11 protein-coding genes are annotated in these 13,175 nt (G+C 41.1%); 2 read left to right on the top strand and 9 right to left on the bottom strand.

Features of this window, described 5'->3' with window-relative positions:
- Window positions 1–3 precede the first annotated feature (3 nt).
- From RB214_RS05310 to RB214_RS05350, 9 genes are all read right to left on the bottom strand, one after another.
- Complete coding sequence (locus tag RB214_RS05310) at window positions 4–858, bottom strand: Tim44-like domain-containing protein (protein ID WP_309168553.1); 855 nt, start codon at window positions 856–858, stop codon at window positions 4–6.
- Between the two features lie 164 nt (window positions 859–1,022).
- Window positions 1,023–1,775, bottom strand: coding sequence for a DUF3379 family protein (locus RB214_RS05315; protein WP_138489429.1), 753 nt, complete (start codon window positions 1,773–1,775; stop codon window positions 1,023–1,025).
- Window positions 1,775–2,290: a sigma-70 family RNA polymerase sigma factor gene (locus RB214_RS05320; protein ID WP_004335617.1), complete on the bottom strand. Its 516-nt coding sequence runs from the start codon at window positions 2,288–2,290 to the stop codon at window positions 1,775–1,777. Before RB214_RS05320 ends, RB214_RS05315 begins: the two co-directional genes overlap by 1 nt.
- 103 nt (window positions 2,291–2,393) lie before the next feature.
- Entirely contained in the window at window positions 2,394–4,052 is a 1,659-nt protein-coding gene (locus RB214_RS05325) for a BatD family protein (RefSeq protein ID WP_309168554.1), read from the bottom strand.
- Entirely contained in the window at window positions 4,046–5,977 is a 1,932-nt protein-coding gene (locus RB214_RS05330; protein WP_309168555.1) for a VWA domain-containing protein, read from the bottom strand. Before RB214_RS05330 ends, RB214_RS05325 begins: the two co-directional genes overlap by 7 nt.
- Window positions 5,977–6,963, bottom strand: coding sequence for a VWA domain-containing protein (locus RB214_RS05335; RefSeq protein ID WP_182712767.1), 987 nt, complete (start codon window positions 6,961–6,963; stop codon window positions 5,977–5,979). Before RB214_RS05335 ends, RB214_RS05330 begins: the two co-directional genes overlap by 1 nt.
- Window positions 6,956–7,390, bottom strand: coding sequence for a DUF4381 domain-containing protein (locus RB214_RS05340; protein WP_309168556.1), 435 nt, complete (start codon window positions 7,388–7,390; stop codon window positions 6,956–6,958). Before RB214_RS05340 ends, RB214_RS05335 begins: the two co-directional genes overlap by 8 nt.
- 2 nt (window positions 7,391–7,392) lie before the next feature.
- Window positions 7,393–8,337, bottom strand: a complete 945-nt coding sequence (locus RB214_RS05345; protein WP_309168557.1) for a DUF58 domain-containing protein — start codon at window positions 8,335–8,337, stop codon at window positions 7,393–7,395.
- Window positions 8,338–8,340: 3 nt separating this feature from the next.
- Window positions 8,341–9,297 carry a MoxR family ATPase gene (locus tag RB214_RS05350; protein WP_309168558.1) on the bottom strand — a complete coding sequence of 319 codons (957 nt, stop codon included), beginning with the start codon at window positions 9,295–9,297 and terminating at the stop codon, window positions 8,341–8,343.
- A 306-nt stretch (window positions 9,298–9,603) separates the two neighbouring features.
- Here RB214_RS05350 and fadI point away from each other — a divergent pair, with 306 nt between their 5' ends.
- On the top strand, window positions 9,604–10,914 hold the full coding sequence (gene fadI, locus RB214_RS05355) for an acetyl-CoA C-acyltransferase FadI (protein WP_004335629.1): 1,311 nt from the start codon (window positions 9,604–9,606) through the stop codon (window positions 10,912–10,914).
- Window positions 10,914–13,121, top strand: a complete 2,208-nt coding sequence (fadJ, locus tag RB214_RS05360; protein WP_309168560.1) for a fatty acid oxidation complex subunit alpha FadJ — start codon at window positions 10,914–10,916, stop codon at window positions 13,119–13,121. The genes fadI and fadJ overlap by 1 nt, the downstream gene beginning before the upstream one ends.
- Window positions 13,122–13,175: the final 54 nt, after the last annotated feature.

The raw sequence follows: 13,175 nt of genomic DNA on the forward strand, positions 1-13,175 counted from the left end.
AAATTATTGAGTATCAATTAAATCTTCAACACCCACTATTAGCCATGGAGCGTCGTCTGAAATTAGACGCTCTAAGTGCCAAATTTCTAAAATAGGCTCTTCTTTTTTATCGCCTAAATCACGGTACTTACCTTTAAAGCGAACACTAACTTGCCACGATTGCGCGTTTGTATCTGCGCGCACAAGTTCGGCATCAATAAACATCACTTCTGTTTCTACGCTTTGTATAGCTTCACGTTCAGCTTTAAACTCGGCAACAAGTGCAGGGCTTAAGTATTCAGCCATTGTGGTGTAATCGGCATTGTTCCATGCAGTTTGTAGCGTATGGTAATGACTACGGGCACCTTGCAAAAAGCCATTAACGTCAAAGTTAGGTGGTAAATTAAAAGGCACACTTTCACCTTGCGGGGCGCTGCTTGCAAAGCCTGTACTTGTTGGTTGCTCGATAGGTGCTTGTTTAAGAGCATTTTGCTGAGCACTTGTATTTGCACTGGCAAGTTGTGGGGCACGATTAGCACGTAAAAAGCCCGTTACTAGCTTAAATAAAATAAAGAGTCCGCCAGCTAATAAAATCATTTCTAATAGCTGAAAACCTTCAAAATCGTCGCCTAACATTGCTGCAATTAAGCCACCCGCTAAAAGTCCCCCAAAAACGCCTGCCATAATGCCTTTTTTATTTGATGTTGCTTTAGGTGCAGCGTTAGGTGTTGTTGTATCTGTTTGCTGTTTTTGCGCTGTTTGTTGTGTTGCAGGTGTCTGTCCGCGTTTACTACTGCCAAACTTTTTACGTGCGTGTGCATCAAAACTGGCAGTACATAATAATGCCAATAATGAAAAAATAACGATGATGTTCTTCATGAAATTCCCTAATTAAAATCGAGCCGCGATTATAATTTACTTTCTTTAGAAATTTAATTAATTACTTTAAAAATCAGAGGTTTTGGGTGTAGAAGAAACGTTTTATTGGTGAGTATATAATCAAAAAACCGCTCAGTAGAAACTAAGCGGTAAATTTGTCTATTTTAAAGCCAACGAATTGCGCCAGTAACGCGTTCATTGTATGTATCTAGAGGTGCTCCAAGACTTGCCACTAAAATAGTATCAGCTTGTGAGCCACGATTAATGTGACCTTCAAAGCGCTCATCGCGGAAGTTGTCATCCCCAAAACCAAATGATTTATTTTCAGAAGGCACTATAAATACCGTCATAGGACCAAAGTCAGACTCAAATATTAAATGCAGTCCTTTTTCGCCTTTAAAATCACAAAACATGGCATAAGTTACAGCGCCTGGAAGTTCATCAAGATGACCACCTAATACTGCAAGCTTGTCGTTGACGCTTTGTAGGCTAATGGGCTCTTTTTTATCAAGCGCATTAATTTCGTAGTACACATGGGCAAGCGCATGCTCACCTGCTTCGTGTGCAATATTTTGCTCTGTACTAAAAAAGAAGGCACTAATCGCCACTACAAAAGACGCTGCTAACGCAAGATGTACACGATCAAACTTAAAACGCGATCGAGCATCAACCACGTTTTTGCCTGTTGCTTGTTCTTCTTGGAGTGCTTTTTCTTTTAACGATGTGTTTAAAAGAATGCGGTCTGCAAGATTTTCAGGCACAGGTATATCTAAAGAATCTTGAATGAATTTATCAAAATCTTTCATATCGTTAATAAAACTTTGTCGCTCTGGGTTATTGTCAGCAAATTCCATAAGCTCCTTGTCAATGTCGTTTGGCTGCGCAATAGTGCGGCGACGAAACTCAAGTTCATCCATTATTTTGATGCCCCTTTAAGTTGTTCATCATCACGGCTTAAAGCCTCTTTAAGTTGATTTCTGGCACGGTATAAACGAGTCATTACCGTGTTTTTATTTAAATTAAGTATGCCTGCAATCTCTTCACCAGAGCAGCCCATTACAACTTGCAGTAATAATGGCTCTCGGTATTCATCAGATAGCAGTGCAATCTGGCGTTGAATTACCGTTTGTTCCATTTCATCGTCTAATGAATGGCTGGTTTCATCAACAAGCGTATCGTTTTCTACGTCGCTGTAATCAAACTGTTTACGTTCAAATCGGCGTGCGTTTTCTCTTCGTAATATAGTAAGCAGCCAGGGTTTAGCTGCCTTTTGATCAAGTAAAGAGTCGAGTGAACGCCATGCGCGTAAAAACGTCTCCTGTACTAAATCATCTGCTATGTGCGGATCACGGCATAACCAATAAGCAAAGCGATAAAGCTCTTTATTGTAAACGTGGACCAAGGCTTCATAACGCTTTTGTTTCTCTGCCATATCGATTAAGACCTGATTGTTTGATTTTTTCTTTCCAAGCATAAGCACTTTTTTAATTAAAAATTATTAGTTATTGCAAAAAAAGACCTAAGGTTCGTAGTTATTAATCATAAAGGTCTTTTAATACAGCTTGTTGCGACTTTGATGCCTGAGTTTGATAGTTCTCAAGAATTTTAATAATAGCATTAAGATCCGTGTTTGCGCCTTTATTACTGTAAAGTTGTGCCTGCAATTGGCTAATGAGACCATTAAGCTCGCTGCTGTTTACGCGGATGCAGAGCTCATCAATCGCGCCAACATTTTTATGGGTCACCTTTACAGAAAAGTTATTTAATGCGGTGTAAAAGGCTTTCACATCGTGTGTTTTGGCTAATGCTTTAAGCTCATTTAAGCTTGGCTGAGAAGTACCACGGGTGTTTAGCTGTAATTTTTCAGTCGTATCTCTAGTAGAACGGCTTATTAAGTAAAAAATTACAGTACCAATCCATAAAATATACCCTAAAGCGGCAACAACTATTAACCAAAGAGGAGTATCACTTTTAGTTTCAATAGGTTGTGTGCCAGTTGCTTGATTCGAAATATTTTCAAGAGTAGGTGAATTATTTGTGCTGGGTTGTGGGTTTGCTATGGCTGTATTAGGCGCGGTAGTACTTGGCGTTACTGTAATAGTACGCTTTGGTAATGTGGCTACGCTAATACGGTTCATTTTGGTATTAAACCAAGGCAGCTTTATTTCAGGCAAAGTATAAGTACCTGGTTTTTGCGGCAGTAAGGCATATGATGCCATTTGCTGCGACACAACGCGTCCGTCTCGCACTGCATTGTTATTTTCTTTTTTATCAGGGTAGCTGCGTATGCCATCAATAGTAGGCATAGAGATTTCAGGTAATTGCTCTTTTGTAACTCCAAGCGCGGTAAGTGTAATAGTACGAGTTATAGGCGTACCTACTTCTACTGTGTTGTCATTAGGTTGCCATTCTTCATCAAGGTTAACCAATTCGCTTGGTAACCATGCACCTTTATAGTCACTCGGGATTGGTTTTATTTCTACTTGCTGATCATCGCCAAGAGCAGATACCTCCAGTTGGCGGTAATTTTGCTGTACTCGCCCTTGAAACGCAGGGCCTGCAATCGTGTAGGCACCACTTTTTTGTGGCTGAATCAAATACTCACGAGTAATAACAAGGTAGCGTTTGCCATCAACTAGCTCATAACTCTCAGTTTGTTTACCTAGTTGGGTTAGCTGAGCATCTTCCATACTTGGTGTGCTTAAGCTGCCATCAAGCAGTTCTTTGGCAAGGTAGAGCTTAACAGTGTAAACACCGGCTTCTTGCACAAATAATGAATTACTTGAGAGCGACGTTTTTAAAAATATTTCGTTATTTTTATCTGCATCAACTGAGCGTTTTGCCACTTTTAATTTAATAGGTTGTGAGGTTAACCCTGCAACGCTAAATGCCGGTATCGTGTAATCACCCTCTGTGCGGGTCATTAGTTTAACTGACCACGTAGTTTGTTTATTAATGCTGCCATTAATAATGTTGGTACGAGAGCTTAAGCTCGTTGGGCCTACAACAAAGTCTTTTAACAGCGATGAGGTGTCTGGTTGCTCGCCTTTAACTGTATCGTCTACCGATATATTAAGCATAAAAAATTCACCCGCTAAAATAGGGTTTTTATCTACGCTGGCTTCTAATTTGGTGGCAGCCCACGAAGGCATCGCACTTAATAGCAATAAACAGCAAAATAATCGCATTACCATGATTTTTCGACTCCTGTAGGGCGACGTTTGTATTGTCTTTTTTGGGCTTCTAATTGCATTTTATTCCGTAATAAAATAGCCGGATCGTCCGGGACTTTTCTAAGTAGTTGATTAAGCTGTTGTGCTTTTTCTTTTTCTTCATTAGTGAGCTCACTTGCTTGGGCTTGCATCGCTTGTTGCTGAGCATTTTGTTTTTGCTCATCAGTGGCAGGTTGCTCACTTATTGCTTGTGGCTTACTTTGTTGCTGCTCATCCTCTTTAGGCTGATCAGCGTCTTTATTTTGCCCTTGTTCGCTTTGTGGCTGGGCTTGCATATCAGGTTCATTTTGCTTATCTGATTGCTCGCCAGGCTCACCTTGTTGATCTTTTGATTGTTCAGACTCTTTATCAGATTTTTCATCGCTTGAGCTTTGACTTTCGTTTTCGCCTTTTTCAGAATCGCTTTTATCACCATTTTGTTGCTGATCCTGTTTTGACTCATCAGAATTTTGCCCTTGGTTTTGCTCATCTTTTTTCTGACTATCATCTTGGTCTTGAGAGTCGTCGCCGTCGCTTTGCTGATCTTGCTGGTTTTGTTGCTCTTGTTGATTTAGTAATTGCTCAACTAAGGCTTGGTTATCGGCTGCTTGCGTAAAGTCATCTTGTAAGGTTTGGGCTTGTTTGTAAGCTTCAATTGCGTCCTCAAGTTTGCCAGCTTTGGCAAGAGCATTACCGTAGTTGTATAAACCGGTAGCCGACTTATCATTACTAAACTCATTAAGTGCAGCATCAAAATTACCTTGCTGGTAAAGCGCCGCGCCTTTTAACTCACTCGATTGTGCCTGTGTAGCTGCATCGTATTCTTTATTATTGTAAGCCTCTAATGCACGTTGATCTGCATTTTGCAAAAGAGTAGGGAGCTCTACGGCATACGCATTTTGCTGAGGTAAAAAGCCAAAAGCTAAAAACGCGCCTAATAAGGCAGCACGTCTAAATAAATACAAACCAAATGGCAGTAATAACAAGAGCCCGTAAATACCTGCATCTATTCGCCAAAGCGCATGGCTTTGTTTTTCGTCTTTCAGTAATTCACTCTGTGCATTTGGGGCAAATGTGTTTATGTCGTTATTGCTAGGTTGGTAACTAGCAAATTTACCGCCGCTGCTTGATGCTAAATTTTTAAGCTGAGAGGCATTAATTGTAGGTACTACAATTTGGCCGTATCTGTCTTTCAAAAAGCCGCCTTCAGGTAACTTAATTGGTGCGCCTTGAGCGGTACCTACACCATATATATTTAATCTATATTGGGTGTTACTGGTAAAGCTACTCACGTCGCTTTGTTCTTGTTGGTCAATACCGTCGGTCACTAAAATAATGTCGCCATCAATATAACCCGCTTGCGTTAATAGCTCTTTGGCCATATCAAGACCCGCTAAAACGTTTGAGCCTTTGTCTGGCATTATTTCAGGGCTTAAGCTTGGAATTAAATTACTGAGTGTTGCGGCATCGTTTGTTAGTGGTGAAATTACATAGGCCGTGCCTGCGTAAGCTACAAGCGCGGTATCACCTTCTTTAAATAGCTCAATCATATCAAGCGCTTTAAAGCGTGATTGCATTAAACGATTTGGCAAAATATCGGTGCTGTACATTGAGTACGACATATCCATAACAATTACACGGGCACTTTTACTTTGAAATACAGGAACTTGTTTTTTCTCAAAACTAGGCCCAGCACTAAATAAAATGCCAAGGCTGCAAAACAAAGCAACTAACCAAAGTGGCTGGCTGGCTTTAGTATTTGCTTCGCTCATTATAAATTGTGCTAAATGAGGTGCAATTAGCTGCTCACTAGTCGTTTTTTTATGCTTAATTAAGGCAACAAAAAATAATGCCACAGCAGGTATGAGTAACCATAAAAGAGCGGGGCGAATAAATTCAAAATCCATTAGTTTGGCTCCTTTAATGCACGCAGTGTACTAAGCATTACTTTTAAGCTAATAAGTAAAATAGCGATAAGTAACGGGTAGTAAAATAATGAGCTTTGTGGGCGAAATGTTTGTTCATCAGCGCTAATAGGTTCAAGCTTATCAAGCTCTGCGTAAATTTGTTGAAGGCCTGCTACATCTTTGGCTCTAAAGTATAATCCGCCAGTTTGCTCGGCAATCTTTTTAAGTAAGCTTTCATCTAAATTACTGCCACTAGAGCCTCCCACATTAAAGAGACTAAAGCCGCGCGGATTATCTGAGCCAACACCAATGGTGTACACTTTAATCCCTTCTTCGCGAGCTAGCAGTAGGGCATCTTCTGGGTTTAAATTACCAGCGGTATTTTGTCCGTCGGTTAATAGCACCACAATACGGTTACTTTCATCTTTATTGGCAAAGCGTTTTACCGAAAGACCCAATGCATCACCAATGGCTGTTGCGCGCCCCACTAAACCAATTTGCGCTTCGCTGAGCATTTTACTTACTGTTTTAACGTCGCGGGTGAGCGGGGTTTGTAAAAACGCGGTGTCGCCAAATAATATCAGCCCAAGCCTGTCGCCTTGGCGCTGTTCTATAAAATCACTGAGTACGGCTTTTACCATGGTGAGGCGGTCAACATATTGGCCATTGTAAGCCATGTCTTGTTCTGTCATCGAGCCTGATAAGTCAACTGCTAACATTATATCGCGTCCTTCATTTGGTAATGAGATTGGCTCATCTAACCATGTTGGATTGGCAGCAGCAGTAACAAGTAATAACCAAATTACCCACTCGAGGGGATTTAAACGTCGTGCGTGTGGCTCGATGCTTTGGCTGGTTAAATTGTGCTTTGCAAAACTGGGTATACGTAAACGCGTACTGGCATTACTTGCAGCGGGTTTTAATAGTAAAAGTAATAAAGGCAAGGGTAGTAATAAAAATAACCATGGCCAGCTAAATTCAAACATTTACTGACTCCTTTATTTTAAATTGCTTAATACCTTGGCGAAATTTTTCGCACAGGGTTGTATCTTTTTGGCTGGGGTTATACAAGCTTAGTATTTCTTGTTCTGTAAAGCTTAAACCGGTGAGTGTATTAAGTGTTGTGCACCATTTAGAGGTAGATTGCGCAGCAAGTCGCTTGTCGTAATATTCAATCACTAAACGTTTTAAAATAATATGCAGTTGCTGAGGGTTTTGCACACTTTGGCTCAATTGTATTGCGTAGCGTTTAGGCTTTTTAAATTTATGTTTTTTATAAAATATATAAATAGCTGCGCACAGTGCTAAAAACAGCAGTGCAATAATAACCCACCAAGCAGGGGCGAGTGGCCACCAATTAACTTGGCTTGGCGCTATTATATCGTGCAGGCCATCGAGTGGATTGGTTTGCATGGTTATTTTCTCACTAATTGCAGCTCAAGCGGTGTTGCTGCATTGAATGATATTAAATTAAGCCCCGATTTAGTTAGGCGATTAAAGCGCGCGCTAAATGCTTGCTCAGCATTTTTAGCAAAGCGTTCTCTAAAGCTGTTATCCATTAATGGTAGGGCAAAGTCCTGACCATTTGCATTAACAGTAACGGCTTGCTTAAATGCAGGTAACTGGTGCTCAAATGGATCGCTTATGTGGCAACCAATCAGCTCGCAGTGGCGGCTTAATATTTCGAGTTGCTTAAAGCTGGCATCATCCAGAGCATTAAAATCAGACACTAAATACACTAAGCTGCCTGGTTTTGCTAAATGGTTAAGGCGCTTTAGGTTATCGCTAAAGTTGTTAGTGGCTGTTTTATCAATATTGTTAAGCGCTTGCTGGTGGTTGTCGCATAAATTATGACAAAGCTTAAGCACGGCTTTTTCACGGGCGCTGGGTTTTAGCTCTAAATGCGAGTGCTGACTAAACACAATACCGCCAATTCTATCGCCGCGCTGACACGCCGACCATGCAACAAGAGCGCTTATATGCGCAGCTTGCACCGACTTTAACAGTAACTTTGAGCCAAACAGCATTGAGTTAGAAAAATCAGTGAACACAAACACAGGGCGCTCTTTTTCTTCTTGAAAGAGCTTTGTGTGAGTCTCGCCGGTACGCGCAGTAACTCGCCAATCAATAGAGCGAATATCGTCACCTTGCTGATAATGTCGCACTTCGGCAAATTCCATTCCTCGGCCTTTGTGCGGTGCAAGGTATTGTCCTGTTAAGGTATTTTTTATTTTTACCTTAGGGGCAAGTTCAAGCAATTGCGCTTTGGCTTTGTAATACATCAGCTCTTTGAGTGCTAAATTAACACCGTGGCTATGGCTCTGTTTGAGCCATGCTTGGGTTTCTAATTGTTTTTGCATAACTTATGGTACGGCTACAAGTTCAACTATACGGCTTATTACTTTATCTTTAGTAATGCCATCGGCTTGGGCTTCGTAACTTAAAATAATGCGATGACGCAGTACGTTATGCACAACAGCTTGAATGTCATCAGGTGCTACAAAGTCACGGCCTTGAAGCCATGCATGAGCACGAGCACATTTATCAAGTGCTATTGTTGCACGCGGGCTTGCACCAAACTCAATCCAGCTACCTAGTTGCGCATCTAATTTAGCGCCTTCACGGGTAGCAATAATAAGTTGTACTAAATATTGCTCAAGCGGCTCTGCTAAATAAAGGCCTAATATTTCTTTACGAGCTGCAAATAAGTCGCTTTGACTAATTTTTTGCATTACTGGTTGTTGCTCGTTAAGCGCTTCGCCACGTGTTAAACGCAGTATATCAAGCTCATGCTCTGCGCCAGGGTAGTCAATACTTAGGTGCAGTAAAAAGCGATCCAGCTGGGCTTCTGGTAACGGGTATGTGCCTTCTTGCTCTAGCGGGTTTTGCGTTGCCATAACTAAAAACAGCTCGCTAAGCGGATAGGTATTTTTACCCACGGTTACTTGTCGCTCTGCCATGGCTTCTAATAGTGCTGATTGTACTTTGGCTGGTGCACGGTTAATTTCGTCAGCTAAAATTAGGTTATGAAAAAGAGGGCCTTTTTCAAATACAAACTCGCTAGTTTGTTGGCGGTAAATATCGGTACCTGTTACATCAGCTGGTAATAAATCTGGCGTAAACTGTACGCGCTGAAATGAGCCTTCAATGCCTTTAGCAAGTGCATTAACTGCACGTGTTTTTGCAAGCCCAGGAGGGCCTTCTACTAATAAGTGACCATCAGCTAAAATAGCAATAAGTAGTGCTTGTGTAAGCTCTGGCTGGCCAATGATTTGTGTATCTAAGTACGTTTTTAATTGTGAAAATGCGTTAGCTGCCATAATAAGTGGACTGTCCTCGTCAGCTGGGTTTGTACCTAATAGTGTTAGGTGATAAATACTGACCTATTTATAAGGTTTATAATTGGGTAACTCAAGAGTTAGACTGTATTTTTTAAAATAGTTCGTTATTTTTTAACGAATTTTAGCGTACCACAAAACTTTGTAAATGCGTCTAAAAAAGCCTATTGTGATAGTCGTAATTAAACACTGTTTATATAAATTTGTGTTTATCTATTGGCTTTAGGGCACGGGTTGTTTAGAATCGAGGAAAACAAACAGGTCAGACCTGTCAGCGGGAGAGCATAAATGTCTGAGCAAAACATACTAAAAACACCAAAGGGCGACCGTATTGCCATCGTTAGCGGCTTACGTACACCTTTTGCAAAACAAGCAACAGCGTTTCACCATGTACCAGCACTTGATATGGGTAAATTGGTGGTTAACGAAATGCTTGAACGATTAAATTTCAATAAGTCAGAAATTGATCAACTTGTATTTGGTCAAGTAGTACAAATGCCAGAAGCGCCAAATATTGCACGTGAAATTGTATTGGGCACAGGTATGCCTGTATCGGTTGATGCATATTCTGTATCGCGCGCATGTGCTACCAGCTTTCAGGCTATTGCTAATGTAGCTGAATCTATTATGGCGGGATCTGTAAGTGTAGGTATTGCAGGCGGCGCAGATTCGTCATCAGTACTGCCAATTGGTGTTAGTAAAAAGCTAGCAGGCAGCTTAGTTGATTTAAATAAAGCGCGTACGCTTGGTCAACGTTTAAAAATATTTTCAAAACTGCGCTTAAAAGACTTATTACCGGTACCTCCTGCAGTTGCAGAGTACTCAACAGGCCTTTCAATGGGGCAAACTGCTGAGCAAATGGCTAAAACACACAACATTAGCCGTGAAGATCAAGATGCGTTAGCGCATCGTTCTCACTCACTTGCAACGCAAGCATGGGCTGATGGAAAGTTAAAAGATGAAGTAATGACGGCGCATTTACCGCCATATAAAAGCTTTATTTCAGAAGATAACAACATTCGTAAAAACTCAACGGTTGAAGGCTACGCCAAGCTTAAACCTGTTTTTGACCGTCAGCACGGTACTGTAACCGCTGCAAATGCAACACCATTAACTGATGGTGCAGCGGCCGTACTTATGATGAGCGAAAGCAAAGCAAAAGCACTGGGCTACGAAATACTAGGTTACGTACGTAGCTTTGCATTTTCGGCAATTGGCGTAGAAAAAGACATGTTAATGGGCCCAGCTCATTCAACGCCTATTGCACTAGATAGAGCGGGTATTACGCTTGCTGATTTAGATTTAATTGAAATGCACGAAGCGTTTGCATCGCAAACACTTGCCAATATGAAAATGTTTGCTTCAGACAAATTTGCACAAGAGCATTTAGGTCGCAGCAAAGCAATTGGCGAAATTAACATGGATAAGTTTAACGTTAACGGCGGCTCTTTAGCATATGGTCACCCATTTGCAGCAACAGGTGCACGCTTAATTACGCAAAGCTTACACGAGCTTAAACGTCGTGGTGGCGGTTTAGCATTAACAACAGCGTGTGCTGCTGGTGGTTTAGGTGCAGCCTTTGTATTGGAGAGCGCGTAATGACTGATTCAGTATTTAATTTAGCGGTAGATGAAAATAAAATTGCCGTAGTAACGATTGATGTGCCAGGGGAGAAAATGAATACCCTGCGCAGTAGTTTTGCCGATGACTTAAAAGCATTATTAGAAGACGCTAAGTCGCAAAATGTAAAAGGCATGGTATTTATAAGCGGAAAAAGCGATAACTTTATCGCGGGCGCCGATGTAAAAATGCTCGATAGCGTTCAAAAGCGTGATGATGCTTTAGCTATTAGCGAACTATGCCATCAAGCATTTTTTGATATGACAAAACTGCCATATACAACAGTAAGTGCGATTCATGGCGCTGCATTAGGTGGTGGTTTAGAGTTTGCTTTAGCGTGTGACTACCGTGTTGGTACCGACAGCGATTTAACAAAAATTGGCTTACCAGAAGTGCAGCTTGGTTTACTTCCTGGTGGCGGCGGTACGCAGCGCTTAACTAAAATTGTTGGTATTCAAAAAGCACTAGAGTGGATGCTAACAGGTAAACAGATTCGCCCTAAGCAAGCTAAAAAAGCAGGCGTGCTTGATGATTGCGTACCGCACAGTGTGCTGTTAAAAGTTGCAAAAGAATTTGCGACTAAGAAAAAGCCACAAGCAAAAGAGCCAAAGCTCGACAATATTAGTAAATTATTAGAGTCAAACCCGTTTGGTCGTAACTTTATCTTTAAAAAAGCTAAAGAAAACGTACTTAAAAAAACGGGCGGGCACTACCCAGCACCACTCGCTATTATTAAGGCTGTGCGTGCTAGTGTAGAGCTTGATGAGCTAAAAGCGTATAAAACAGAAGCTGAAAGCTTTGCAACACTTGTAATGAGTGACGAATCGAAAGCGCTTCGCGGTATTTTCTTTGCAACCACTGAAATGAAAAAAGAGTGGCGCAATGATGACGCAGCAGCAATTAGCAAAACTGCTGTTTTAGGTGCTGGACTAATGGGCGCAGGTATTGCGCATGTAAGTGCTGTTAAAGCTAAAGTACCGGTACGTATTAAAGATGTAGCAGAGCAGGGCATTAGTAATGCAATGAGCTACACCTATAAAATTTTAGATAAGCGTCTTAAGCGCCGTATTATGTCTAAAGCTGATATGCAGTTAACAATGAACCGTATTACAGGTACAACAGACTACAGTGGCTTTAAACACATTGATTTAGTAATAGAAGCGGTGTTTGAAGATCTTGCGCTTAAGCAAGGTATGGTTGCCGACGTAGAGCAGCAATGCCAAGAAAATACAATTTTTGCTAGTAACACGTCATCATTACCAATTTCGCAAATTGCAGCGCAGGCAGCACGTCCTGAAAATGTAATTGGCTTACATTACTTTTCACCAGTAGAAAAAATGCCATTAGTGGAAATTATTCCACACGAAGGTACATCTAAAGAGACCATTGCTCGCGTTGTTAACTTTGCACGTAAGCAAGGTAAAACGCCAATTGTTGTAAAAGACATGGCCGGTTTTTACGTAAACCGTATTTTAGCGCCTTACTTAAACGAAGCTGCTAACTTAATGTTAGCAGGCGAGCCAATTGAAAAGATTGATGCGGCGCTTGTTGAGTTTGGTTTTCCGGTAGGCCCGCTGGCTCTACTTGATGAAGTAGGGATTGATATTGGCTCTAAAATTGCTCCAATTCTTGAAAAAGAATTAGGTGAGCGTTTTAAAGGCCCTGATGCATTTATGCGTATGATTGATTCAAAACGCCTTGGTCGTAAGTCGGGTCGTGGTTTTTATGAATACGACAAAAAAGGCAAAAAGGTTGATGAGTCAGTTTACGAACTATTGGGTGTTACCCTAGCTCCACGTTTAAACAAAAGCGAAATTGCTAAGCGATGTGTATCAAAAATGCTTAACGAAGCAGTACGCTGTTTAGATGATGGCATTATTGCAAGCCCACGTGATGGCGACATTGGTGCAATATTTGGTATTGGCTTCCCACCATTTTTAGGTGGCCCGTTTAGCTATATGGATAAATTAGGCGCAAGTAAAATAAGCTCTGATATGTCTACATTGGCTAACAGCGATGCTAATTTTGCTCCTTGTGAGTCACTGGTAACAATGGCAAGCTCTGGTACTACTTTTTATAATGCAGCAACTGTTGAGGTTGTAGCTCCTGAAGTACAAAGCACTGAGCCACAAGAGCAAAGTGCCACTGAGCCTGAAGTTACTAAAGAGATTGAAACAAAAGAATAAAGTTTCTACTATTTATAAAAACCGCATTTAAATGCGGTTTTTTTATGATTTTTA

The sequence above is a fragment of the Pseudoalteromonas sp. HL-AS1 genome (genome assembly GCF_031198785.1).
GTDB lineage: Bacteria > Pseudomonadota > Gammaproteobacteria > Enterobacterales > Alteromonadaceae > Pseudoalteromonas > Pseudoalteromonas distincta.

Coding starts and splice junctions, on each gene's coding strand:
- RB214_RS05310 (WP_309168553.1), bottom strand. CDS start 858: ATGAAGAACATCATCGTTATTTTTTCATTATTGGCATTATTATGTACT.
- RB214_RS05315 (WP_138489429.1), bottom strand. CDS start 1,775: ATGGATGAACTTGAGTTTCGTCGCCGCACTATTGCGCAGCCAAACGAC.
- RB214_RS05320 (WP_004335617.1), bottom strand. CDS start 2,290: ATGGCAGAGAAACAAAAGCGTTATGAAGCCTTGGTCCACGTTTACAAT.
- RB214_RS05325 (WP_309168554.1), bottom strand. CDS start 4,052: ATGGTAATGCGATTATTTTGCTGTTTATTGCTATTAAGTGCGATGCCT.
- RB214_RS05330 (WP_309168555.1), bottom strand. CDS start 5,977: ATGGATTTTGAATTTATTCGCCCCGCTCTTTTATGGTTACTCATACCT.
- RB214_RS05335 (WP_182712767.1), bottom strand. CDS start 6,963: ATGTTTGAATTTAGCTGGCCATGGTTATTTTTATTACTACCCTTGCCT.
- RB214_RS05340 (WP_309168556.1), bottom strand. CDS start 7,390: ATGCAAACCAATCCACTCGATGGCCTGCACGATATAATAGCGCCAAGC.
- RB214_RS05345 (WP_309168557.1), bottom strand. CDS start 8,337: ATGCAAAAACAATTAGAAACCCAAGCATGGCTCAAACAGAGCCATAGC.
- RB214_RS05350 (WP_309168558.1), bottom strand. CDS start 9,297: ATGGCAGCTAACGCATTTTCACAATTAAAAACGTACTTAGATACACAA.
- fadI (WP_004335629.1), top strand. CDS start 9,604: ATGTCTGAGCAAAACATACTAAAAACACCAAAGGGCGACCGTATTGCC.
- fadJ (WP_309168560.1), top strand. CDS start 10,914: ATGACTGATTCAGTATTTAATTTAGCGGTAGATGAAAATAAAATTGCC.